Below are 25503 nucleotides of genomic sequence, written 5' to 3'. Positions count from 1 at the left end.
CGGCCGGGCGGAGCCGGGGGGGGGCTTGCCGAGCCTGTGAGCCAGGCCGGTTCGCAGCGGTCGATGATGGCGCGGGGCCGGCTTCCGGGTGATGCGGTGGGCTGCGCAGTGTTCCGGTAAATGCCCTGGTTTCGGGGTGCGGATCGTGTGGCTGAAACCAACTGTGCAGGTCAGGGGCGTTTGTGTGAGCAGCGTCACACTTGATTGACCGCGTGCCGTCACCAGACGTTTACTTTCCGAGACCTTTACAAGATCCATACACGGGGGGATTTCCGTGAAGCCTCAGTGGGCCGGCGTGTCGCCTGCGCGCAGAGCACGAAGAACACGCGCCTGCCTTCTGGGCGGCGCCGTGGCATCGCTTGTCCTGTCGGTACTGCCCGGACTGCCTGCCGCAGCAGCCCTTCCGATGTCCAGCGCGGCAGCAGAGACCGGGCCGCTGGGGGAGACCACCGCGTCAGCGCGTGCTCAGGCGTCGGGGGAGCCTGTGGAGGTGACGGCGGACCGCACCGAGTACTCCACGACCAGGGCGAACCCCGACGGCTCGTTCACGCTGACGCAGTCCGCCAGCCCGCAGCGGGTGAAGGAGAAGGACGGCGGCTGGGGGACGGTCGACCCCGTACTGGAGGGCCGCGAGGACGGCCGGGTAGCCCCCAAGGGCGCTGTGGTGGATCTGTCTTTCTCGGGCGGCGGCTCCGGATCGGACATGATCCAGCTGGGCAAGAACGGACGTTCTGTCACTCTCGGCTGGCCTGGAGCCCTGCCGGCACCGACCTTGAACGGTGCGACAGCGACCTATGCGAACGTCTTCGACGGCGTCGACCTGCAGCTGACAGCCACGGCTGAGAGCTACCGGGAAGTTCTCGTCGTCAAAACGCCCGAGGCAGCGCAGAACCCGGCGCTGGAGCAGGTCAAACTCACAGCGTCCGGGGACGGCTTGTCCGTGGTGCCCGGAGTCGGCGGCGGTCTGCGCGCCATCGACGAAAACGGCAACGCCGTCTTCCGCGGGCCGGCCGGCCAGATGTGGGACTCGTCCGGTGACACCAAATCAGGCCCACAGACGCAGCTGATGCGCACCGACGTTGGAGGGCCCGCGGACGGTCAGTCGCAGGACGACCCGTCGCAGCCGGGCGAAGGCGACTCCACCGCAGTCCTGCCGGTGAAGGTCGACGACGGCGCTGTGGCCGTCCAGCCGGACCTGGGTCTGCTCCGCGGCAAGGACACCGTCTACCCCGTCTACATCGACCCCTCCGTGGGCCTGGGCGTCTCGGAACGCACGAAGATCTCCTCGGACGGCGACAAGTTCTGGATGTTCGACGGCGACAAGGGCGTCGGCAAGTGCGGTACGGCCGACGGCTACTACTGCGGCGGCGGCTACGTCGACCGCATGTACTTCGAGTTCGCGCCCACCAAACTGGTCGGCAAGCAGGTACTGGATGCCACCTTCCGGGCCCATGAGACGTGGTCGTTCAACTGCGATGCCCACTGGGTGGACCTGGTCCGCACCGACAACATCTCCGAGGGCACCACGTGGCCGGGCCCCAAGCAGCTGGACCTGATGGGCGACCGCTACGTCTCCGCGGGCCGCGGCACATTGTGTAGCCCCGATCAGCCGGACTCATGGATCGAGTTCAACGACAACCCCGATGAGTCGGACGAGAACCTCACGAGCACCGTCCGCTCCTTCGCGGACGGCAAGATCAGCCGGCTGACACTCATGCTGCGTGCGAAGGACGAAAGCGACCCGCGCGCCTGGAAGCGGTTCGACGACAGCGCCGAACTGCAGGTCACCTTCGCCTACAAGCCCGGCGTACCCACCAGCGTCGGTGTCATTCCCGGCGACGGCACCACCGCCTACTGCAACAAGTCCTCCTCCGATCCGCTGGTCGTCACCCGAACGGATCCGATGGTCCAGGCCCGCGTCCAGACGCTGGTCGAGGCCCACAAGGGTGATGAGGAAGGCTCACTGCAAGCCGAGTTCGTGGTGGAGCGCGGCGATGACGCGGCCTGGCACCAAGTGTGGACCGGCCATCGGCCCGACACGGGCTGGGACCCGGACGAGACGCTGGAGAAGATGCGCACCAGCAGCCGTGCCGACGGTGGCCTGTACCGCTACAAGGCGCGCACACAGTCGCACTGGTCGTACAACGGGAAAAGCGGTGACCTCTGGTCGCCCTACAGCTCCTGGTGCTACTTCAAGGTCGACTCAAGCGCACCCAAGGCGCCCCGTATCACTGCCGGCTCTCCCTATACCGAGTGCACCGCCGACCTGTGCGACGGCAAGGGCGGCCCGGGAGTGCCCGGTTCCTTCACCTTCCAGCCCAACGCGGCCGACATCGTCAACGGGCACACCGACAACACCGCCTACGAGTGGAAGCTGCTGTCCACGCCGGCCAAGCAGGTCTCTGGTGATCTCAAGGTCCAGGTCACGGGCGTGAAACCACCGCTCGCCGGCACCCAGGTCCTGTCGGTGCGGGCCAAGGACGTGCACAACCGGTGGGGGACGCCCGCCGAGTTCGTCTTCAAGGTGGCCCCTGCCGCCGGAGCGGTCGGCCGCTGGCACTTCGACGACGCAGCCCCGGGGTCGGGAACGACCGTCGCCAAAGACACCGCGACGGAGGGCACCCGGCACGACGCCACGCTCTACACCTCCCACGCCGGCTGGTCCACGCTCGGACGCCGAGGAGAGTCCGACTACTCGCTCTACCTCAACGACAGCAGCAGCGACACCACGCGTGACGGCTACGCAGCAACCACGGCACCGGCGGTGAACACCAAGGACTCCTTCAGCGTCTCGGCCTGGGTCTACCTCACCGACGCCTCACAGAACCACGTGGTGCTGTCCGCCCCGGGCACCCTCGCCTCGTCCTTCACGCTGTACTACTCCTCGACCTACAACAAGTGGGTGTTCAACCGCAGCGCCGCCGACGTCAAGGACCCGGCATTCCTCCGGTCGATCAGCGATACCGGGCCGCCCCCGCTGAATGTGTGGACGCACCTGGCAGCCGTCTTCGACACCAAGGGTGATACCGACAAGACGAACGACACCATTCAGCTGTTCGTCAACGGGCGCCCGCAGGGCAAGCAGGTGGTGCTCAACGATCTGTCCTCCGCCTACCAGCCGTGGACGTCCTCGGCGGGCCTGCAGTTCGGCCGCGTGCTCGCAGGCGGGGTCGGAGAACAGAACTTCCGCGGCCGTATCGACGAGGTCTCCGTGTGGCAGTACGCGCTCACGCCGGAGCAGATCGCCCAGGATGCGCAGTTGACGCAGGACGGCGTGACGGCCGACGAACTCGTTGCTGACTGGGATGCCACGTCCTCCACCGGCACCCAGGTCAAGGAGCTCACCCCCTACCCCGCTGCGGCGCTGGCGCTGTCCTCCAGCGGCGCGGTGCTGGACGCGGACAACAACGTCCTCGTCCTGGATGGAACGTCGGGCTATGCCTCGGCCGCCGGTCCGGTGGTCGATGAGACCGGCTCGTTCACCGTTTCGGCTCACGTGAGACTGGATGCCGACAAACTGGCGGCCAAACCGGTCGGCTACCAGGCTCAGGTGGCAGGACAGGCGAGCGGCGGAGAGTCCTCCTGGGCGCTGTGGGTGGTGAAGCCCGCTGCCGACACCTACCAGTGGAAGTTCACCCGCACAGCCATCGGAGCGGACGGCAAGGTCACCCAGAGCGCGGAGGTGGCAGCCGCTGATCCCGCCGAGGTCAACACCGGAGTCGATGTCACGGGCGTGTTCGACGCGCAGGAGTCGTGGCAGTGGACCGACCCGGCTGATGCGTCGAAGACCGAGGACCGGCTGGGCCGGCTGCACCTGTATGTGGGCGGGACCGAGCAGCCCGGCGAGGACAACTCCGGCTTCTCCGCCGTCCAGCAGGGCACCGGCGTGCTGTCGGCGGGCAGAGGAGCGGCCGGTGGATCTACCGGCTACTACCTGCCCGGCTCGCTGGAGTCACTGCGGGTGTGGACCGGGGCGCTGGGATTCGACCAGATCCTCTCCCAGGTACTGGACACGCCGGACGCCACCTGACACGCGGTGAAGCGGCCCGTCCTCTGACGGGCCGCCCGGCACCAGACGCCTGAAGACCCACCGCATCCCCCTTCAACGGCACGCGTCCGGCGTGACACAGCCGGACGCCGCGTAGGAAGAACCGCCATGAATTCCTTTGGCATATCCAGGTCCGCAGCAGGCCGCAGGGGCAGGGACAGAACACGCTGGTCCCGTCGTATCGCTGCGACCACCGGCCTGGCTCTCCTGCCAGGCCTGCTGACTCCCCTCGCCTCCGCGGCGGACACCGACCCCCTGGGGCGCCCCCATCTGGAGGTCCCGCACGCCACCAAGGTCAGCCCCTTCACCGCCAAGGTGAACGAACAAGCAGCGGCGGAGGTCAAGAAAGCCGACGAGGCCGACCGGGCGGCGGCCGCCCGGGCCCGCCACGACCAGCAGCGCAAGACCGCCTGGCCGAAGCCCGGCAAGGCGTCACTGGTCGTACCCGGCAAGGGAACGGCCAAGGCGGCTCCCGGCTCCCTGCCGGTCACCGTCACCGCGCCGCGCAGCGGCAGACGGGCGAAGTCCGTCACCGTCGAGGTCCTCGACCAGAAGACGACCGCTGAACTGGGCGTCAAGGGAGTAGTCCTCAAACTCACCGGCCCACGGAGCGGCGGCACGGCGCGTCTGGGCGTCGACTACTCGGCCTTCGCCTCCGCCTACGGCGGTGACTGGGCAGGCCGCCTGCAGATAACACGCCTTGCGGACTGCGCCCTTAAGGACCCGGCCGCCGCGAAGTGCCACCGGCGACTGCCCATGGACACGGTGAACCACCGTGCGAAGGACAGCCTCACAGCACCGGTCACTTTCTCCTCCGGCGTCCGGCCCATGCTGCTGGCCGTCACAGCGGGCGCCCAGTCCGGCGCCGGTGACTACAAGGCGACACCGCTGTCCCCGTCCTCGACATGGGAGGCGGGCGGTTCGTCCGGCTCCTTCACCTGGTCCTACCCCCTGCGCGTGCCCCCGGCCGCAGCCGGCCCCCAGCCGGGCCTGTCCATCTCGTACGACTCCGGAGCCGTCGACGGACAGACCGCCAACTCCAACAACCAGGGCAGCCAGCTCGGCACCGGCTTCGACCTCACCTCCTCCTACATCGAGCGCAAGTACGGCTCCTGCGACGACGACGGCCAGGACGGCAAGTACGACCTGTGCTGGAAGTACGACAACGCCTCCCTCGTCCTCAACGGCAGATCCACCGAGCTCGTCAAGGACGACACCACGGGCAAGTGGCGGCTGAAGGACGACGACGCCTCAACCGTCACCCACTCCACCGGCGCCGACAACGGCGACGACGACGGTGAGTACTGGACGGTCGTCACCGGCGACGGCACCAAGTACGTCTTCGGCCTGAACAAGCTCGACGGGGCCGGCTCCGACGACCGCACCCAGTCGGTGTGGATAGTGCCCGTCTTCGGCGACGACGAAGGCGAACCCGGCTACAGCAGCGGCGACTCTTTCTCCGGCCGGCACAAGACACAGGCCTGGCGCTGGAACCTCGACTACGTCGAGGACACCCACGGCAACGCCGAGTCGTACTGGTACACCGCCGAGCACAACAACTACGACATGCTCGGAGACGACAACACCGGCACCGACTACGTCCGCGGCGGCTACCTGAAGGAGATCCGCTACGGCCAGCGCGCCGGCACCCTCTTCTCCGCCTCCCCTGCCGCCTCGGACAAGGTCGTCCTCTCCTACGACGAGCGCTGCCTGGCCTCGGGCAGCGGCTGCGACTCGCTGACCAAGGACACCCGGGACAACTGGCCGGACGTGCCGTTCGACTCCATCTGCAAAGACGGCGACAAATGCACCGGGAACGTAGGCCCCTCGTTCTTCACCCGCAAGCGGCTCACGGCAATCACCACCTACGCCTGGAACGCGGCAGCTTCCACCCCCGCCTTCGAACCGGTCGACGTCTGGTCCCTCAAGCAGCTCTACCTCGACCCCGGTGACACAGGCGACTCCACAGACCAGTCCCTCTGGCTCGACGAGATTAAGCACACCGGCAAGCGCGGCACCGACCTGTCCCTCGACCCCGTCAAGTTCAGCCATGTCATGCTGCCCAACCGGGTGGACGGCGCAGCGGACGACATCCTGCCGCTGAACAAGCCCCGCCTGAAGACCGTCACCTCCGAGACCGGTGCTCAGACGATCGTCTCCTACGAGGAGGCGGACTGCACCGCCGGCGGCAGCAAGCCGAAGCTGGACGAGAACACCAGGCGCTGCTACCCGGTGTACTGGTCACCCAACGGCGAGACGGACCCCAAGCTTGACTGGTTCCAGAAGTACCCGGTCAGCTCGGTGTCCACCTCTGATCCGCAGGGCGGCTCGGAAGCCGTCCAGCACAGCTACCAGTACACAGGCGGCGGCGCCTGGCACTACGACGAGGACCCGCTGACCCCGGCCAAGGAGCGCACCTGGTCCGTCTGGCGCGGCTACCAGCAGGTCACCCACCTCACCGGCGTCTCCACCGGCACGCAGAGCAAGGAGACCACGGTCTACCTGCGCGGCATGAACGGTGACCGGGTACTCGGCGCAGACGGCAAGACCCCCGACCCCGACAAGCGCAAGACCGTCACGGTCTCAGGCATCAAGGCCGGCGAGATCACCGACTCCGAGCAGTACGCAGGCTTCACCCGCGAATCGGTCACCTACGACGGCGACACGGAAGTCGGCGGAACCATCAACGACCCGTGGTCGAAGAAGACCGCGACCCAGCACAAGTCGTACGCCGACACCGAGGCGTACTACGTACGCACCAGCGCCACCCACACCCGCACCAACATCACCAGCAAGCTCACCCCGTACGACCGCGTGCACACCGTCAAGACGACCTACGACGACTACGGCATGGCCGAGACCGTCGAAGACGAGGGCGACGACGCGGTCAGCGGCGACGAGACGTGCACCCGCACCTGGTACGCCCGCAACGACGACAAGGGCATCAACTCCCTCGTCTCCCGCACCCGCACCGTTGCCCAGCCGTGCACGACCGCCGACTCGGCCCTCGACCTGCCGGCCGACTCCAAGCGCCCGGGTGACGTCGTCTCCGACGTCGCCACGGTCTACGACGACAGCGCCGCGACCACCTGGTCGGCGTCGCAGAAACCCACCAAGGGCGAGGCCACATGGAAGGGCCGCGCCAAGGGCTACGGCAGCGACGGCGCCCCCACCTGGCAGAAGCTGTCCGGGACGACCTACGACACCCTCGGGCGTCCGAAGACCGTCACCGACACCAACGACCTGGCGACCTCCACCACCTACGTGCCGGCCGATGCGGGACCGCTCACCTCGACGGTGACCGAAGACGCCAAGCACTTCAAAGTCAGCGCGGCGCTGGATTTCGCCACCGGCGCGACCCTGAAGGCCACCGACCCGAACAGCAAGGTCACCGAGAGCGAGTACGACAGCCTCGGCCGCATCACCAAGCTCTGGCTGCCCAACCGCTCCAAGGTGCTGGGCAAGACCCCGAACTACGTCTACGACTACCACGTCACCGGTTCAGGCATGTCCTGGGTCTCCACCGGGACCCTCAAGAACGACGGATCCGGCTACAACACCACCTACGAGTTCTACGACTCCCTGCTGCGCACGCGCCAGACCCAGTCGCCCACCCCGCAGGGCGGCCGCCTGATCTCCCTGACGCTCTACGACGCTCGAGGCCTCGCGGTCAGCCAGCAGTCCGACATCTGGGACAGCACCTCACCGCCCAGCTCCCAGGCCGCGGAGATCGACGGGGGACAGGCCCCCGTCCAGACGGACACCACGTATGACGGAGCGGCCCGGGCGACGAAGGCCGTGACCAAGGTCCACGGCGTCACCCGATGGACGACCGACACCACCTACACAGGTGACACCGTCGCCACCAGCGCCCCGGCCGGTGGCCAGGCGACCGCCGTGGTCACCGACGCGCTCGGCCGGACGACCCAGCGCCGCGAGTACGCCGGCCCCAAGCCGACCGGCACCGACTTCACGACGACCGACTTCACCTACACTCCTGCCGGCCAGCAGAAGACCATCACCGGTCCCGACCAGACGAAGTGGTCCTACACCTACGACCTCTTCGGCCGTCAGGTCACAGCGACCGACCCCGACAAGGGGAAGACCACCACCGAGTACAACAGCCTCGACCAGGTCGTCAGCACCACCCCCAACGACGACGCGTCGAAGAAGCTCATCTACGCCTACGACGACCTCGGCCGCAAGACCGACCTGTGGCAGGTGGACAAGACCGACGCGAACAAACTCGCCACCTGGGGATACGACCAGGTCGCCAAGGGCCAGCAGGACACCGCCACGCGGTACGACGGCGGCGTGACCGGAAAGGCGTACACCGAGAAGGTCACCGCCTTCGACGCGATGTACCACGCGACCGGCAACCAGCTGATCCTGCCCGACACGGAGCCCCTTGTCTCCGGCGGATATGTGCCGAAGACGCTGTCGTTCTCTACCGGCTACAACCTGGACGGCTCGATCAGCCAGTACTCCGCCCCGGCGGTAGGCGGCCTGGCCGCAGAGGGAGTCTCCTACACCTACAACGCGCTCGGAGGGCAGCTCACCGCCAAGGGAACCACGGGCTACCTGCAAGGTGCAGCCTTCTCGCCGCAGGGTGACCTGCGACAGCTCACCCTGGGCATGGACGGCGCGGCCTCGGCGAAGAAGGCCTACCTCACCTGGGACTACGAGGAAGGCACCCGCCGCCTCACCCGCTCCTACGTCACCGACGACGTGCACGGCTACATGCCGCAGGAGCTGAAGTTCACCCAGGACGACGCCGGCAACGTCACCTCCATCTTCGACGCCACCACGCAAGGAGGCACCGCCAAGGCCGACTACCAGTGCTTCGCCTACGACGGCAACCGCCGCCTGAGCGACGCCTGGACCCCGAAGACCGCGGACTGCTCGACCTCCGGCCGGGCGGTGGCCAACCTCGACGGAGCGGCCCCGTACTGGACGTCCTACACCTACACCAACGCCGGCCAGCGCAAAACGGAGACACAGCACACCCCGACGGGCGATAAAGCCACCTCGTACACCTACGACGACACCACCGACAACAAGCCGCACACACTCGACAAGACCACCGGCACCCGCGCGGCCACCTACTCCTACGACAGCACCGGCAACACCACCTCACGCCCCGGACCGACCGCCCAGCAGACCCTCGCCTGGAACACCGAGGGCGACCTGACCAAGCTCACCGAGGGCACCAAGGAGACCAGCTACCTCTACGACGCAGGCGGCGACCTGCTCATCCGCCGCGCCAAGGGAGACGGCGAAACCATCCTCTACCTGGGCGCCGGCACAGAACTCCACCTCACCACCAAGGGCACCACCAAGACCGTCTCCGGCACGCGCTCCTACACAGCCAACGGCCAGACCATCGCCGTCCGCACGGCGACATCCGGAGTGACGGGCACGAAGCTCAGCTTCCTCGCCGCCGACCACCACGGCACGTCCAGCATCGCCCTCGACGCGAACACCTACGCAGTCACCAAGCGCTACAACACGCCCTTCGGCGCCCCACGTGGCACCAAGCCGGCATCCTGGCCCGACGACAAGGCGTTCCTCGGCAAGCCGGCCGACGACACCACCGGCCTGACCGACATCGGGGCCCGCGAATACGACCCCACCATCGGCCAGTTCCTCAGCGTCGACCCCCTCCTGACCCTCGACCAGCACCAGTCCCTCAACGGCTACGCCTACGCCAACAACACACCCACGACTAGCGCCGACCCGACCGGATTGTGCGCGGAGGTGGACTGCCCGACCCGACCGGGCCCCGACTACGAGAACAACACACCCGGAACCATCCCCCACGCGCCGAGAAAGTCCGCCAACACCCAATACGAAGAGCAGCACCTGAGCTATCACGGCTCAGGAACGGCGCCCACAAGCAGCTCCGGAAACGTCAGTTCCGGCAGCGGTGCCAGCAATAACGGCAATCGCTGCGCCCACACCGGGCTTCCGCAAGACTGCAGCGCCCCGGTTATGGGGCCTGGTGACAGCAACAGCTACGTCGGCAACTACCTGTCCAGTCTTGGAGAGAATTCCGACTTCTTGTCGGGTCTTATTCAAACCGTCTTCGGAGGGGTCAGCGAAGGCGGCGGCACTGTCCTGGGCGCATCGGGGGTAGTTGAATGCGGCACCGTGGTTCTGTGCGAAGTGGGTGCTCCTTCGATCGCTGGCGGCGCCGGAGTCGTTGTCTTCGGCCAATCACAGATTAATTCGGGCTCGGACAAACTCGGCCGCGCCTTCCGCGAAGCGGATGCCGACGCAAGCAGTGGAGGCGGAAAAACGATTGATCCGGGCGCGCAGAACCCGGACGTCATCTGGAAGACAGACGACTACGACGGCTGGCAGCACGTCCTGGATAGGCATCGCATCGGTGGTAGCGAGTACAACCCAGAGACCAAGGGTGCTTTCATTGGAAAGGGTAGAAAGGTGCAGCAGTGGATTCAAGATGTCGTGAACAATAACCCTGCGAGGCCCAACGGCGAGCGTGGCGGATATGTTTACGAGGGTCGAATCAATGCTGGTCCTGACGGCGTCGGAATTCTGAGTAACTTGCAGAGCCGCGGGCTAGGTTCCAATAGGGCGTACGGCATCAGGGTAGTCCTCAATCCAGATGGTAGCCTGAGGACAGCCCACCCGATCCCATAAGCTCACCCACCTTGCCGCACTCGTCGCCCGCATTACTCATGTAGGGCGTGTGGGCGACGGGCGATGTGCCGATTCACGCGATAATCTGGAGAATAATGATAAAATTCACCTTTATTCCAGAAACGATGAAGGAGCCTACCAGTAAGGAGCTGGCCAAGCTGGCACGGGCAAGCGAGATGGATTTGCGGTATGACTACTTTCCGGTGACCGTTGGCATCTGTACGGATGTATTCGGTGAAGAAGCATTGCCCGGGACTCCGGCAATAGACTTCGCCTTCTGCCTCCTTTCTGCAGCAAAGGAAATCCAAAAAGGGAATCCCGGAAGGGTTAGCTTTACGGAGAATGACTTGCTGATTGATTTCGTGCCCGATGGTGAGAAGGTGGTGATGGAGAGATCGTGGGACCCGATGCGCGCGGCGTGTAACCTTCATGAATTTTCCGCGGCTGTATTCGGATTCTGTTATGGAATTCTGGAACTTATCACGCAACGATACCCAGATTTCCAGCAAAACCCCGCCTGCTCGAAACTGACTGCGATGTTGAACGAGTTGCCTTGAAATGCACGCTCAGTGAATTCGCCACATCCTGGGAACCGGCCGGTTCGCTGTGTCCGGTCGGTTATGCGTCGGCCTGCGGCGATGCCAGCCGCTAACGGAGGCGGTCGCTTCGCCGGTCAGCGGCCGTGTGCGGGCACGCCCGGCGCGGCTGAGGGGATGTGCAGCCATGTCCCTGGGGTGACGACACTGCGCTGCGCGGAGCGCGGCTGCGGGTGCCGCCGGCGCAGGGGTTGGCGGAGCGGGTGCGTACTGCGTGCTTTGACCGGGCGGACAACCGGTGGGCGCTGTGCCTGGACGAGGCGCAGGCCGCGTCGGTGGCCTATGCCTTCTACCTGCGCTCGATGGCGGGTTCCACGGCGGAGGCCAACCGGTTCGCCAGGCGGTACGGAGTCGTCTTTTCACCCTGTCCGGTCGGCGGGCAGTTGCGGCTGATCCGGGCGTGACCGGACCGCCCGAGGCTCCGGCAGCCCCTTCCGCTCGCCGTTCCTGGCGCACGCTGCGGTGGCCGGGGGAGAGGCCCGAAGGCCGGGCACGGTTCGGGCCCCACGTCTCCGCACGCGTCCACGGGGAGGACGGTGTCCAGTACGCGTGCCGTGCCCGACGCCTGACCGTGCAGAAAGGTCACGCCATCCCCGGCGCGCCGGCCGGCGGCAGCCAATCAGGTGTCTGTGGTGTGGCTGGGCGCGCGTGGGGCGGGCGGCGGTGCGAGCGTGGAATCAGCAGGTGCTGGATGACGCGGGATGGAGCATGGTGATGGCTCGGGCGAAAGATGAGCCGGGGAACTCATCGGCGCCCTCGCCCGCAGCGGCCGCCGCAAGAAGACCGCCGCTTGATCGGCTGTGCCTGCGCGGGGACTGCACGGCCGGGCGATGTTATGGGCTGAGTTCCTGGCGCACGTCCAGGTAGCAGCGCAGCCGGACGCCGGGCTCCCCGGGAGCCCGGGTCGTGGTGTCCGCGGTCGCGGTCGCCCATCGCCTGGCGAGCAGTTCCTGGACCGCGAACGCGGTCCGGTCGTCACAGGCCACGACCTCGACGACGGCCAGGCCCGGCTCCGCTACATGTACGTCGCTGATCGGCTTCATGCCAGGCACCACGCGCCCGCGCCGCATGCAGTTCTCCTCTCCTGGCGTGTTCACCCGACCGAGTAGAGCCGTCTCGTGGCGACGACGGAGACGGTGCCGCGCCCGCAGAGCTCCGAAGGAGGCCATGACCGAGGGTCCCGGCACCATTTCTCCACTGCGCGCAGATGCTCCCAGTCGACCTCGGGGTGGGCGGGGACGATCGCGTCGACGGATGGCGCGTCGGACCCCGAGGCGGGCGGCGGCTTGCTCGGGGCCGAGCGGGGTGTCGGCGGTGACCAGGTCTGCCAGGTCCTCGCGGCGGCAGACTTCCGCGACCTGGCCGGGGTGGTGCAGCGTCCCGTCCGGGTTTGCGCTCAGGTCGACCAGGAGGCCGCGGTCGACGAACCGCCGCACCACGAAGGCTGTGACGTTCGCCTTCTTGCCGATCACGTTTGGGGTGCCGAGCGCGTCGGCGATCCGGGCCGCTGCCGCGCCGCCGCCGAGCGGCGACATCGCGGCCCGGATGGCGTCGGCGTCCAGAGCCTCCACAGCGGCCCGGGACCACCAGGACGACGCGTCCGGGTCGGGGATGAGGCCGGTGTGCTGTGCCCACCGGAAGGCCGCTGCGGGCTCCTTCAGGCGCTTGGCGGCCTGGCCGCGTCGTACTCGGTTCGTCGCATGAGATCACCTCTCGCTCGGTCGCCGGAAGCGGCGGAATAGAACATGACAGAACATAAGAAAACGGTAAATACCCCTTGGAAGCAGTCAAGTTGGACGCGCGCCGCCCGGACTGCACCCGCGTACGCGAGGGAAAACCACCCGCCCGGGTGCTGCTCCAGGCCGGCCTTGACCGCCGCGGTGGGGCCGACCACGGGCCCGACCGTGAGGCCGACCATGCCCGGCGCGACCCTGACCACCGCCCCCGGTGAGGACGTGTCCGATGTGACACTGAATTCGAACAGGCGATCTAATGTCGGTATGGACGTGACCGACTTCCCCGACGACCTGGTGCAGACGCAAGCCGCCTGGAACGCCACCTACCAAGCACTCGCCGTACCCGCCCCCGCGACACCACCGCCCTGCGCCGCCGCCTGCTGCTCCTGTCCGTACGGCTGTGGTGGCACCCCTACTGGGAGACCGCACCCTCGGTGCCGGCGGCACGGTCCGAGCTGCGCCACCTCGCCCGCGCCCACGGAGCTGTCCGGGCCGCGTGACCGGCCGCCCCGGTCGACCAGGAGCACGAGGTTGCGCTGGGGGTTGCGCCTATCTGTTGCGCTGGGGGTTGCGCCCAGGGTTGCGCCAGGTGTTCGCGCGGCCCGAAGGACCCTCTCCGTGTCCGCGCAGGTCACCGCGCCGTTTTGCCGTGGTCGGCTTGCTGACATCTCCGTTGCGGCTGCTCTGCCCATGTCCCTTGGCTCGAGTGAAGGAGGAAGGGACGGGCGGGATGGGCGGCGCGGCCGCAGCCGGGGAGCGGGGCGCGCTCAGCCGGTTGCGCGTCGGCCGGGGCCGCCGTGCCGCTGTCATCGGCACACCGGACCTCCTCCACCACGCAACGACGAACCACTCGCCGTGCCGCTGGAAAACGTGGTGTCGAGTGACGCCCGGCGCGTCGCGTGGTCTGCCGCGCGCGGTTCGCTACTGTCCCCCTGACAGGCCAGGGACGGCCTGGAGGCGAGCGATCCGCCCGGGCGGCGTCGCAGGAGTCTTAAGGGTGGGATGCCCGGTCCCGCAAGACGCGTTTCTCGGTGTCCGTGCAGGCATTCCTCCACGGCTGCCGCCCGGGAGCAGCCGGAGCAGGAACCTCATGCCGCACACGACCGACAAGCGGATCAGCAAGGAACTCGCGCGCCTTCTGTACCTGGGACGACTCCAGACGAAGGGCACCCGCCCCACCCTGGACCCCACCGACCGCGGACAACTGGCCTTCCAGGCCCTCCTCTTCGAGGGCCTGATGAGCAACCATGAGCACCCGCACCCCCTGGAACAGCCGCGAAAGAGCGCGATGGCCAGCATCAGCGGCTACCTGAACGCCATCTGCCACCAGCCTGACCACCTGGAGATCCACACCAACACGGCCTGCCGCGTCGCCAGCCGCATCCTGCCCTTCCTCCACGAAGACCACGGCGTGTGCGGCATCCCCGGTCTCCGGCTGATCGACCTCACCTGTCGGCGGGTGCGCCTGACCCACCTCCCCACAGGGGCGCGCCTTGACCTCGTGGATGCGCAGCGCTGGCACAACATGGATACCGCCCGCATGGTCTTCCGGCAGGAGACCGGCTGGCATCAGAAGGACGGGCGTTCACCGCTGTGGCAGCACAACGGCCTCACCGACGAAGAAGCCGCACACCATGCGTGCTGGGCGTACACCGCCAGCACCCCGCTGCGCAGCGCACTCCTCATGCGCTCCATGCCACTGTGGTACCGCTTTGACCTCAGTCCTGCCTGGGCCACTGGCCACACCACGCGCCCGGACCGGCTCATCTTGGACGCCCGCTCCGACACTGAACACGATCAGGTCGTCGAGCTGCTGACCCGTTCCGCGGCCCGCATCCCAGGAGCCGTCTACCGCGAGAAAACGCCCTGTTCCGGGACCCTTCACCTAGGCTCTGGCAGCGCGCAGCTGATCAGCAGCGACTAGGACGCCGTGGTGCGCTTCTTCTTCGCCTTCGGCTTGGTCGGTGGCGGTGGTTCTTCTCCGGTGGCGCCGTTGTTCATCCGGGCACTGGCTTCCAGGACCTGGTCGATGATGCGGCGGCGCATCTCGCTCTCGGGATCCTCGCCCAGGTCTTGGGCCAGGCGCTCCGCAGTCAGGTAGTAGCCGGTCAGGACCGGCTGCTCGAAGTAGCGGTTGAGCTGGCTCAGGGTCTGCCCGTACATCTGCAGGTAGGTGCGGTTGAGGAAGGCGGAGAGCGCCGCAGCGACGCCCGCGATGGCGGCGACGAAGACCTTGGTCTGCCCGTTGGCGAAGTACAGGCCGGCGGCGAAGCAGCCCACGATCACCAGCAGACCCAACGCCATCGCCCGCTGCGAGGACCGGAAGGACCGGTCAGCTTGGTCGGTGGCGATCCGGTGGTATTCGTCGATCTGGGACTGGTTGAGCTCCAGGAGCGTGGCCAGGGGCGTGACGGTCTTGAGGTCCGCGAGCTTCTGCGCATCGATCTCCTTCTGCCGCTCGGCTGCCTCTTCAGCCGCCTGTAACTGGAGGCCCTCTCGACGGATCTGTTTGACCAGCAGGTAGATCGCTATGCCCGCCACTGCGGTCACCGTGACGCCTATCAGGATCCACAACCACAGCGGCACCGCGCCCTCACCTCCTTTGCCGCCCATGGCCAGCAGCACCAAACACGCGACGATCAGAAACGAGAGGGTGGACGGTTGGGAGCCTGGCCGGTAGTGGCCGCGGGTTGGGCGTGCGTTCGACAAGGAACCCCCTGGACGTCTCCGTACGGCGTCACAGCCGTGCAGTGATCAGTTCAACCGGGTGAGTGTGGCAGTCCGCCATCTCCCCGCCCAGAAACTGACCAGCCAACTAAGGGCGCACGGGCAGTAAGCAGTAGGCCGGCATCGACCGCCAGAAGCTCAAGGAACGGCTTGTCCTGCTTCACCACGCCGCCTGCCTTGCTCGGCTGATCGGGTGATGCCCGCTACTGGCTTCGATGCGAGGACCCGGCGCGCGGCGTTGACCGGGTGACAGCGAGAAGGAGAGCGGACATGGCAGCGAGCAGACGGCGGGAACCGAAGCGGTTCTCCTACGACGACATCCGGGACGCGATGGTGGAGATCCTGGAGAAGGAGCACGGCATCACCACCAGCCGCTACCACGACCGGCCGTTCCGACCGGCCTGCCACCTGATTCACCAGGACCATCCCATGGAGCGACGTAAGCCGCGAGGCAAGCTGCCCAAGTGCCACCCTAACTTCGGCAAGTCCGAGCGTGACTTCGAAGGCGAGTGGGACGAATGCTCCCTGACCCCGGACCTGCCCTCGTTCGGCGGGAAGCTGAAGGTGGACCACGAGGACACCTGGTGGGCGGGCGACCGTATGGCGGCCTACGTCTGGTACCCCTACGACGTCCCGCTGCGCGCACTCGGCAAGGCCGACGCCCGGGCCGCCCGCCACGGCCTGAGCCTGACCCTGCACACAGGTTGGGGTGCCCACTACTACGGCAACACCCCGGCCGTCGTCCTCGCCGCGGACTGGTTCAAGGTCCCGTGCCACCCGCGCACGGAAGACCTCATCCGGGCCGCTCGCCAACTGCCCCACCGCTGCGAGTGGTAGCCGACGTACGCATCGCGCTGATCCGGTTAGCGGGAGTTGGGCGGCCTTCACGTTGTGCTCCGCGGCTTCACGGTAAGCGAGTCGGGATGATATGACTACGTTGCGTGATCTTGCGTGACGGATCAGTGCTGGGGGGCGGTGAAGTGTGGCTGGGGAGCTGGAGCCAGGCAGGGATGGCGCGAGGCCAGTCTTCGAGAACATTCCGGAGCCTGCCTCGCCTCCGGTGGTGGTCACCGCTCCGCAGGGCGCTCCTACTTTCACCCCGCAACAACTCCTGGCCCACGTCTACAAGGCCGACGACTGGGAGGACTTCACCGTCGAATGGGTCCGGGCATTCGGCCTGTGGAACGGGCGACCCTACCTTCGAGTGAAGAGAATGGGTGGGGCAGGCGACCGAGGAGCGGACGTCGCGGCCTGCCTGACTCCGCAGGGCACCGCCGGGGAGTGGCACTGCTACCAGTGCAAGCACTACAGCAAGGCGCTGACGCAGAGCGATGCATGGCCCGAGATGGTCAAGATCTTCACGGCGAAGGTGCTGGGCGAGTACGAGCTGCCCACCCGGTACGTCTTCGTGGCACCGAAGATCGGCCAGACCCTGGATCGGCTCCTCCTCCACCCCCCGAAACTGAAGAAGGATTTCCTCGAAGCCTGGGACAAGGCGGACTCCAAACTCGGGACGGACCTTGACCCGGCCGTACGTCAGGCTGTCGGGGACCTCGCTCGGCAGACAGAATTCTCGATGTTCGAGGCCGCGGACATCGACAACATCCTGGAGCTGCACGCCACGACCCCACACCACGTACGGCGTTTCCCAGAGCAGCTCAAGCCGCGTCCGGAGGCCGATCCGGCGCCCGCAGAGCAGAGGGCTGACGAGGCCGTATACGTGCAAAAGCTCCTGGACGTCTACAACGAGAAGTACGGCCTCAGCCTGGAGACCCTTGCCCAGGCTCGCGAGCACGAGCGGATCAACCGGCACCTGGCCCGACAACGAGAGGCGTTCTTCCACGCAGACGCGTTGCGGCTCTTCGCCCGCGAGAGCGTCCCCGAGGCCACCTACAAGAAGATCGAGACGAACCTGTACAACGCTGTGGTCGACATCGAGGACCGCGACTACAACTGCGGACACGATCGCCTTGACGCCGTAATAGACGCCGCTGCAGCCCATCAGCCCAATCCGCACAACATCCTCGCCGCTGTCGTGGAAGTCATCGACCTCAAAGGTCTCTGCCACCATCTGGCGAACGACAACAAGCTGACCTGGTGCAAAGAGGAGTCCGCGTGAATCCTCTCAACAGCCCCCTCGAAGTCGGCGTCCGCGCCCTGGTTCTGCTGTCGGAGACTTTCCCCCGCCGCCTGGACGTCGCCCAGCTCGTCTACCTCGACCACGCGATGCTCCACAGCGGCGACCTCGACGACGGCCCGTCCAGCCTCCACCCCGACCTGCCTATCGGCCCCGGCGAACTAGGCATGCGCCGACGCCTCATCGAACAGGGACTGGTTGTGCTGATGCGTGCCGGCCTCGCCGACTTGGCCGCCACCGACGACGGCTTCCTCTACGGGGCTACAGAGGAGGCAGCCAGCTTCCTCAACGTCTTGGAAGCCCCCTACGTCGGGCTGCTCACGGAACGGGCCTCCTGGCTAGTCAGCACCTACATGCACGAAGAAACGGACGTCCGCGACGGCATGAAGCAGATCACCCAGCGCTGGTTCGACCGCCTCACCGCTGACACGCCGCACCCAGCCGAAGGGGACGTCCTGTGAACAGGCTGACGCTGGTACACCTGACATTCCTCGGAGTGGGCAAGTCTCCCGCGACCGTTGAGTTCAGCCCGGGCCTGACGGTCATCTATGGCGCTTCCGAGCGTGGCAAGTCCTATGTCGAGAAGTCCGTGGACTACATGCTCGGTGCCAGCGAGCTCAAGCCCATCCCGGAGGACGAGGGCTACAGCCGCATCCTGCTCGGGCTGCAGGCAGACGACGGCAAGGTCCTGACCCTCTCCCGTGGGCTCGCGGACAGCACCATCGACGTGTTCAACAGTGATCTGCGCCAGCTCACTACGGCGCCAGCCGACGCCACGCTCAGCTTCAAGCACAGTCCGACCTCCCAGCGGAACATCTCCCGATACCTCCTCAAGGTGCTGGGGATCGACGGACTGAAGATCCTGCGGAACTCACGCGGCGAAGTACGGCTGCTCAACTTCCGGGACCTGGCTCGGCTGTCAGTCATCAACGACTCGCGTATGGGCGGCGAGCGGTCGCCGGTCCTCACCACAGGGCTGCCGCAGAACGAGACCGGCGAGAAGTCAATCCTCAAGCTCCTCCTCACCGGGCGGGACGAACCAGTCGGCCCGACCGCGCCCGGCACTGTGGAGAAGAAGGTCGGCAAGGGCCAGGTCGAGATCCTGGACCGCCTCATCGACGACAACCGCGCAAAGCTCACCATCGCTGCGAATCAGTCCGAACTACGCGAGCAACTGGCCCGCCTGCAAGCCTCACTGGACAACGCCACTTCCCGATCCGGTCAGCTCATCGCTTCCCGCTCTGCGCTCGTACAGCGTCGCCGAGCCCTGGAAGCCAGCGAGAGCGCCAATCAGCAGCGCGTCAGCGAAGTGCGTCAACTCCTAGCCCGGTTCTCACTGCTACGGGAGCAGTACGAGTCAGACCTCGAACGCCTGCGCATGGTCGGTGAAGCAGGAAATCTCCTGGGCTACTTTCAGACCGGCACCTGCGTCTTTTGCGGTGCAGAACCAGAGCATCAGCACCCTGGGCATCACCTCGCTGAGACAACGCAACTGGCAGCAGCTGTTGCCGCCGAGACCCGAAAGACGACCGAGCTGCACCGCGACCTGCTCAGCACGATCGAAGACCTTGAGGCTCAAACGGCAGATTTGAACGCGGAGAGCGCCCGCCACGAGGACCAGCTCACAGGCATCGACAGTGAACTGCGTGCACTTGAGGAGCAGCTCGAACCGCTCACGACAGACACCAGCGAGGTCCTCGCAGCTCGTTCACGCCTGGAGCAGGAGCTGGCCATCCATGCCCAGATCGAGCAGCTCGAAGAGATGAAGGCATCACTGCCGAACGCCCTGCCCGCCCCGCCGCCAGCCAGGCCAGACGGCATTCCCGCTGCCGACGTCTCAGACTTCGAGCAGGCGATTCATCAAACGCTTCAGGCCTGGCACGTCCCCGGGGAGAACCGGGTCACCTACAACCCGACCAGTGCAGAGATCGCAGTCGATGGGCGCCCCCGGGGGAGCCGAGGCCAGGGCATGCGGTCCATCATCCACGCGGCTTTCGCCGTATCACTGGCACGCCGCAACAAAGCTCGCGGATTCATCCACCCCGGATTCGTGATGCTCGACTCGCCTGTCGTCACTTACCGACAGGCCGAAAACCGGGAAGCCGATCCCGAGCTGATGACCTATGACGTAGTCGAGCACTTCTACCGAGACCTGCTCGACGATCCCCCGGGGCAGGTCATCATCATCGAGAACGGCACTCCACCCGCTGCCATCACTGAACGTGCCAGGATCTACGCCTTCAACGTCGATGGTTCAGAGCGTCTCGGCTTCTTCCCGCCACGAGATCAGACACCTACGGACTGAACACCAGTTTTGGGGTGCGTCCGACCACTGTCTGTGGTGGCCGGCCACACCCCCAACGAGCGCTACGCCCACTCCACGCCCAGTTCCCGCAGCGCCTCCAGTTGCTCCTGGGTGAGCTTGTCCCGCCTCGCGCGAATGTTCGATGTCCATACGCCCAGTTTCACGACCACCGGGTCCGTCTCGCCGTCGACCGCGATCTCCTCAGCGTGGCCGCGCGGTACAGGTCGCGCGCCCTCCCGCTCCACCCACTGCGCGAGCGCCGCCAGACCCCGCTGGAACGCCTGCTGCGCCTTGCTCGGGCCCTTCGTCGCACCCTTGGCGGCCGGGGCGGGAGACGGCGCCTCAGCGGGCGTGACGCCCAGCTGGGTCAGCCGCTCCTGTTGTTCGGGCAGGAGCCGCGCCCAGATGGCTGGCTGCTTCTGCTGCTGGAGCCACTTGCCGATGTCGTCGCCGTCCATCAGCACGCCGGGTGCGATGTCGGGCAGTTGGCCGTCGGCGTCGACCAGGTCCGCCAGGACGCGGTAGTGCCGCTGCCAGTCCAGCGGCCACGGGCAGTCCCAGTCCGGGTCGATCTCCGTCAGCTGCGCCGCGCGCACGGCGGCCCGCTCCGGGTCCTTGCCCAGGCCGTTCTTCGCGCCCTTCCGTCGGAGGTTGGCCATGTGCTGCCCGATGGGCACCATCGCTTCGCCCTCGCCCCACACCGCGTCCTGACGCGGCGCGAGGTGCCCGGTCGCCCGCCGGTAGGACCGGAGCGCGGCGAGCTTGGCCTCCCACGCCTCTTCGCCGGGCTCCCAGACCATCCCGGCTTCGGGCGCGTCGAGCAGTTCCTTGCGGTGCGGATCGAGTTCGCCGGCGCGCAGCGTCTTGCGCTGCTGGTGCACCCACCTCCCCAGCGGGAAGTCCTTGGTGACGCCGACCTCGACCTCGGTGTCGTACGGGACGGCGTACAGGCCGGTGATCTGGTTCTCCCGGCGCCAGCGCAGCAGCGCCTCGTAGCCCTCCAGCCACACCAGCGACTCCGGCCGGTAGACCCGCGTGCGCAGGAACGCCGCGATCGTGGCGGCATCGCGCGGGCTGGAGAAGTGCAGCAGTGCGGACTCGGCAGCGCCGTCGGTGTCGCCCTGGTCGTCGCCCTCCCCTTCGCCGCTGGCCCCGACGATCCGCCCCTCTTCGTTGCGGCGGACGTGGACCTTGCGCTGGCCGTGGGTGAGGGCGTGGGAGGCGAGCTGTTCGACGAGGCGTTCCGAGTGCGAGCGCAGGCCTTGGAGGACGGCTACGAGGGGGCGGAAGCTGGCGGAGGCGACCATGTCCTGCGGGCCCTCGCCGGGCTGGAGGAAGACGGGCACGATGATCCTGGCCACCTTCGTGCTGCCGTCCTTGTTCAGGCGGAGCGCGCGGCCGATGTTCTGGACGATTTCGACCTGGGAGCCGCGGGTGTCGGCGAAGCAGATGGCCTCCACGCCGCGCTCGCCGGTGATGTCCACGCCTTCCCCGAGGACGCGCACCGAGGCGAGGAACGCCCGGTGTACGCGCCGGTTGTTCGCGTCGATGCCGTTCGCGAACTGCCGGAGCACTTCGCGCCGCTCGGAGACGAGGTGGTCGCCGCACAGCCATGCCGACCACACGCGGTCCGGGGGTACGTGGCGGCCGGCCTCCAGCTCGTAGAACTCCGCGTCGATCGACGACTTCGGCAGCTCCTCCGCGGCCGCCAGGTCCGCGTCGGAGACGTCGTTGACGTACAGCTCGGCAGCGGTCTCCGGCAGTTTCTCCGCGAACACGGCAGCCTCCTCCACCCGCTGGTGGAACGTCATCACCGTGCGCAGGTTCCACTTTGCCGCGTGCTCCAGCAGCGCCGCCTGCAACAGCGCCATGCGCCGGCCCCGCAGTGCCTCGTCCGACTCCCCATAGACCGGGGAGGGGTCGCGGATCTCCAAGACGTCGATCTCGAACCCGGCGAGGATTCCCCGTTCGATCGCCTCCGACAGGCCGAGCTCGGCGATCCACGAGCCGTACGTGCCGTCCGGGTCGTTGGCCATCGACGCGATCTCCAGCTCCTGGCCGTCCGCGGTCCTACGGTGCTGGGGAGCTGCCAGGATGCGCGGGGTGGCGGTGAGGTAGAGCCGGAAGTTGGCGGGGATCCGCTGGTTGTCGTGGATCGCGGCCCACGGCCGACCAAGATCACCGGCAGTTGAGTGGGCCTCGTCCACGATGGCGAGGTCGAAGGCGGCCATGCGCTGGCCGTAGAGCCGCTCTCCGCCCGCCAGAGCGGCCTCCAGTGGCCCTCGAACTTTCCGCTGACCCTCGGCTGCGTCGATGTCCTCGCGGTCCACGAGAGAGGCATACGTGGCGAACACGACCACCGGCCCGGCCCCGGCCCACAGGGCGAGCTGGATGGGGTTGGTGGTGGTGCGCACCCCCAGCTCGTTGAGGACCGGGTCGTTCTCCAGCGAGCACACCGCGACCATGGGGGCCCGGTGGCCCACCAGGCGCCACGCCTGGGCGGTCTGCACGAGCAGGTCCAGGGTCGGCACAGTCACGAGGATCCGCCCGTCCCGGAAGCACTCCAGCGCGCACGCGGCGGCCGTGATCGTCTTGCCCGACCCGGTCGCGGACACGATCGTGCCCCGCGCACCCTCCGGTGGCACAGATGACCTTGCAGGAAACCCCACCCACTTACGGAAAGCCGCCTTCTGGTCAACCTGGTGTTCCTTGAGCTGAATACCCGGCATTTAGCAATCCTCCCGTAACCCGTTTACTGACCGCTTCGGGAAATCACCGGGACGGCGTGAAAGGCGGGACTGACACCGTACCGTCCTCGCCCACCACGACCCGCTCCGCGAGCTGCGCCAGGACCGGGGCAGGCATGAGCCCGGCCCGATCGGCCACCGCCCGGATCAGCCGGCTGGGCACGGCAGACAGCCACAGCTCCGCCCGCAGCTCATCCGCCTCCTCCCGCCGCCGCGCCTCGAAGCCGGCCCGCGCTGCGAGAGCACCCTCACGCCACTCTTCGCGCTCCTGAGCCCACGTGTAGCCCTCGGCGTCCCGCTCCGGCTCATGCGCGCCCCAACCGGCACGGGCCATCAAGTCCCTGACTGTGATTTGTCGGGTTGGTGTCGGTGGTGGTGAGAGTCGGTCGCGTTGGTCCAGGGGTGGGTGTTACGGGGCTGGCCAGTGGGTGCTCGTGGGTGGGTGGGCCGCTCTGCCGCTCCTCCTGGTCCTCGCTGCTGCCGCCGCTCCCGTCGCCGCCCACGACGATTGGCTCGATGTGCTTCCTCGGTACCCGTAGGTGTCCTTCGGGTTCGTAGAACTGCTTGGCGGCCTCGTAGTTCAGCGCCCATTTGTCGGCCTGTGTCCGGCGCGGCTTGGGCTTCTCGTCCTCGGCTGCGGGCTCGATTCCGAGGACGTGGTCGCACATCCACTGCTGGACGCCTGTGAGGTTGTCCCAGCTGAGCCGGACCGAGCGCACCCATCGGCCGAGGTTCCTCGTCATGCTCGCTGCGGGTCTGTACGCCTCTGACATGGCTCGGGGCCTGCTGCTGGGCGAGCTGCTCCACCACCCGGGCGTCGTGTGTCCTGAGCGCCTCGAGCAGTTTCGCCAGCCCGCCCTACGCCCGGGAGGCGAGCATGTTGTCCACCGTCTCGCCCGGCCCGAGCAGGACCGGCACCACGAGGGATGCGACCTTGCCCTCGCCGGGCTGCATGCGCAGCGCGCGGCCGACAGCCTGGACGAGGGCGGGTATGGAACCGCGCACGTCGGCCCAGTAGACGGAGTAGGGCGCAAGTACAGTGTGCTGCACGCTGGCGCCGAACTGATCGGTGGCGGGTAGTAAGGCGATGGCGGTCCCCCTCAACGTGCCTGAGGGGGACCGCCCTACTTGTGCATAAGGCCAGGTCAGCCGCGCATATCAGGGTGGATCTTACCCGTGCTCACGCTGCTGATGAAGGCAGTCCAGGAGCTGCGCGGGAAGACCAGCGCCGGCCCCTGTTTGTCCTTGGAGTCACGGACTCCAATCTCGCTGACGAGGTAGGCGGCCTCGACGCAGTTGCCGGTGCCGTCGCTGCTGTACGAGGACTTGAACCATGCCTCTTCCGGGGCGATGTCGGTGGATGCCTTGGGCAGTCGGTGTGTGTTGATGGCTCCGCTACTTTCCGGTGAGTGCTTCCAGGAATTCGATGGTCTCCTCCAGGCCGAGGGCGGCCCCGACCATCGCGTTGAATCGGCGGGTGAACCGGTCGACTTCACGGGGCTTGTCCGACGTGGACACAGCCCCCCATGCATTGTCAGTCTGGACCCGAGACGGAAGTTCGCCGAGGTCCAGGATGGCGAAGTCGTTGGTGGCTCGGTAGCCGCGTTTGAAGGGCAGCACCTGGACCTGGACGTGGTCCTTCCGTGCCAGCTTGGCGATTTCGCTGTACTGCTCGCGCATCGTGTCCTCGTCCCCGACAGGGATGCGAAGGGCGGCCTCGCCGAGGATGACGCGAAGACGGACGTCCTCACGATCGAGAACCCTGCGCTTGCGCTCCATCCGAAGATCCACGTTGCGCTGTATGAACTCGCTGGTGGTGTCTTCGACGGGACGCTGGACCTCGAACAGGGCCCGCGCGTAGTTCTCCGTCTGCAAGAGGCCGTACACGACGGTCGGGTGGTAGGCCAGGATCTCCGTGGCCTCCGCTTCCAAGCCGACGTAGTGCGGCATCCCAGCCGGCATGAACGCGCGGTACTGGGTGAGCCAGTCGTCGCTCGGTGCCTCGCGATTCAGCTCGACCAGTTGCTCGATCAGTTCTTCATCTTCGACGGCGTACCGCTTCAACAGCGTGCGGAGGTCCCCCACGTTGCGCCGGAAGTTCAGCTCGCCGTTCTCGATCCGAGCGAGGGATGCCTCGGACAGTGCTCGAAGACCCCGAACAGCAGCCTTGCGGGTCATGCCCCGTGCCCTGCCGTCCTCGATCGGCGGGCAGTTTTCGCGCAGCTGTCTGAGTTGGATGCCGAGCTCCAAGCGCCGCCCGGTTGCCCCTCGCCTTGCCGCCACCTGTGCACCACCCCCATGCGTCTGCGCTGGTTGAGTAGAACCCTGCGCAGAGTGTGGCATCCGCTGCGCGCTCACCGCAGCCCCCTGTGCAGGTTCCGGCATAGTCCATTTACGGCTCCGCTGAATTTTCAGCGGCGATCCAGTTGCTTCTCAATGCGTACTACCGCCACCGTAGTTGAGCCAACGCAAGCCGTGACAGGCAAGCGGATGAATCTCGCACCCCGTGCGCCCTCCGCTCCTGCCACGTCCCCCGCACCGGAC

16 protein-coding genes and 1 pseudogene are annotated in these 25503 nt (G+C 67.1%); 10 read left to right on the top strand and 7 right to left on the bottom strand.

Features of this window, described 5'->3' with window-relative positions; translation table 11 throughout:
* Positions 1 to 406 precede the first annotated feature (406 nt).
* From ACZ5CZ_RS33660 to ACZ5CZ_RS33645, 4 genes are all read left to right on the top strand, one after another.
* Positions 407 to 4030: a laminin G domain-containing protein gene (locus tag ACZ5CZ_RS33660; protein ID WP_468948291.1), complete on the top strand. Its 3624-nt coding sequence runs from the start codon at positions 407 to 409 to the stop codon at positions 4028 to 4030.
* Between the two features lie 126 nt (positions 4031 to 4156).
* Positions 4157 to 10711 (top strand): RHS repeat domain-containing protein, encoded by a 6555-nt coding sequence (locus ACZ5CZ_RS33655; RefSeq protein WP_468948289.1) that lies wholly within the window; start codon positions 4157 to 4159, stop codon positions 10709 to 10711.
* A 95-nt stretch (positions 10712 to 10806) separates the two neighbouring features.
* The gene (locus ACZ5CZ_RS33650; RefSeq protein WP_468948287.1) at positions 10807 to 11268 is read left to right on the top strand and encodes a hypothetical protein; all 462 of its coding nucleotides are present in this window, start codon (positions 10807 to 10809) and stop codon (positions 11266 to 11268) included.
* Positions 11269 to 11510: 242 nt separating this feature from the next.
* Entirely contained in the window at positions 11511 to 11711 is a 201-nt protein-coding gene (locus ACZ5CZ_RS33645) for a DUF6417 family protein (protein WP_468948285.1), read from the top strand.
* 429 nt (positions 11712 to 12140) lie between these two features.
* On the opposite strand, the gene ACZ5CZ_RS33640 is transcribed toward ACZ5CZ_RS33645, so the two are convergent.
* Complete coding sequence (locus ACZ5CZ_RS33640) at positions 12141 to 12878, bottom strand: DUF6207 family protein (protein WP_468948283.1); 738 nt, start codon at positions 12876 to 12878, stop codon at positions 12141 to 12143.
* 429 nt (positions 12879 to 13307) lie between these two features.
* Between ACZ5CZ_RS33640 and ACZ5CZ_RS33635 the strand changes: the two are divergent.
* Together ACZ5CZ_RS33635 and ACZ5CZ_RS33630 are read left to right on the top strand one after the other, a co-directional pair.
* A pseudogene (locus ACZ5CZ_RS33635) lies at positions 13308 to 13543 on the top strand (hypothetical protein).
* Between the two features lie 590 nt (positions 13544 to 14133).
* The gene (locus ACZ5CZ_RS33630; RefSeq protein WP_468948281.1) at positions 14134 to 14967 is read left to right on the top strand and encodes a hypothetical protein; all 834 of its coding nucleotides are present in this window, start codon (positions 14134 to 14136) and stop codon (positions 14965 to 14967) included.
* Here the strand turns inward: ACZ5CZ_RS33630 and ACZ5CZ_RS33625 are convergent.
* Positions 14964 to 15668 carry a TRADD-N-associated membrane domain-containing protein gene (locus tag ACZ5CZ_RS33625; protein WP_468948354.1) on the bottom strand — a complete coding sequence of 235 codons (705 nt, stop codon included), beginning with the start codon at positions 15666 to 15668 and terminating at the stop codon, positions 14964 to 14966. The genes ACZ5CZ_RS33630 and ACZ5CZ_RS33625 overlap by 4 nt on opposite strands.
* Before the next feature lie 372 nt (positions 15669 to 16040).
* Between ACZ5CZ_RS33625 and ACZ5CZ_RS33620 the strand changes: the two genes are divergently transcribed.
* The 4 genes from ACZ5CZ_RS33620 (at position 16041) to ACZ5CZ_RS33605 (ending at position 20212) form a co-directional block, all read left to right on the top strand.
* A complete protein-coding gene (locus tag ACZ5CZ_RS33620; protein ID WP_468948279.1) occupies positions 16041 to 16607 on the top strand; it encodes a hypothetical protein in 567 nt (188 codons plus the stop codon).
* Between the two features lie 145 nt (positions 16608 to 16752).
* Positions 16753 to 17889: an ABC-three component system protein gene (locus tag ACZ5CZ_RS33615; RefSeq protein WP_468948277.1), complete on the top strand. Its 1137-nt coding sequence runs from the start codon at positions 16753 to 16755 to the stop codon at positions 17887 to 17889.
* A complete protein-coding gene (locus tag ACZ5CZ_RS33610; RefSeq protein WP_468948275.1) occupies positions 17886 to 18368 on the top strand; it encodes an ABC-three component system middle component 2 in 483 nt (160 codons plus the stop codon). The genes ACZ5CZ_RS33615 and ACZ5CZ_RS33610 overlap by 4 nt, the downstream gene beginning before the upstream one ends.
* Positions 18365 to 20212 carry a hypothetical protein gene (locus ACZ5CZ_RS33605; protein ID WP_468948273.1) on the top strand — a complete coding sequence of 616 codons (1848 nt, stop codon included), beginning with the start codon at positions 18365 to 18367 and terminating at the stop codon, positions 20210 to 20212. Before ACZ5CZ_RS33610 ends, ACZ5CZ_RS33605 begins: the two co-directional genes overlap by 4 nt.
* A gap of 62 nt (positions 20213 to 20274) precedes the next feature.
* On the opposite strand, the gene ACZ5CZ_RS33600 is transcribed toward ACZ5CZ_RS33605, so the two are convergent.
* The 5 genes from ACZ5CZ_RS33600 to ACZ5CZ_RS33580 all read right to left on the bottom strand — a co-directional run bounded on the left by ACZ5CZ_RS33600 (position 20275) and on the right by ACZ5CZ_RS33580 (position 25209).
* Entirely contained in the window at positions 20275 to 22941 is a 2667-nt protein-coding gene (locus ACZ5CZ_RS33600; RefSeq protein WP_468948271.1) for a helicase associated domain-containing protein, read from the bottom strand.
* A 43-nt stretch (positions 22942 to 22984) separates the two neighbouring features.
* The gene (locus ACZ5CZ_RS33595; RefSeq protein WP_468948269.1) at positions 22985 to 23293 is read right to left on the bottom strand and encodes a hypothetical protein; all 309 of its coding nucleotides are present in this window, start codon (positions 23291 to 23293) and stop codon (positions 22985 to 22987) included.
* A 524-nt stretch (positions 23294 to 23817) separates the two neighbouring features.
* Positions 23818 to 24009, bottom strand: a complete 192-nt coding sequence (locus ACZ5CZ_RS33590) for a hypothetical protein (RefSeq protein ID WP_468948267.1) — start codon at positions 24007 to 24009, stop codon at positions 23818 to 23820.
* Positions 24010 to 24104: 95 nt separating this feature from the next.
* On the bottom strand, positions 24105 to 24455 hold the full coding sequence (locus ACZ5CZ_RS33585) for a DUF397 domain-containing protein (RefSeq protein WP_468948265.1): 351 nt from the start codon (positions 24453 to 24455) through the stop codon (positions 24105 to 24107).
* Positions 24355 to 25209: a helix-turn-helix domain-containing protein gene (locus ACZ5CZ_RS33580; protein ID WP_385847418.1), complete on the bottom strand. Its 855-nt coding sequence runs from the start codon at positions 25207 to 25209 to the stop codon at positions 24355 to 24357. Before ACZ5CZ_RS33580 ends, ACZ5CZ_RS33585 begins: the two co-directional genes overlap by 101 nt.
* Between the last annotated feature and the right edge of the window lie 294 nt (positions 25210 to 25503).

Source organism: Streptomyces sp. NPDC031418 (assembly GCF_055581605.1).
The sequence above is the reverse complement of the archived record's forward strand: the minus strand, read 5'-3'. Positions and strand labels throughout refer to the sequence as shown.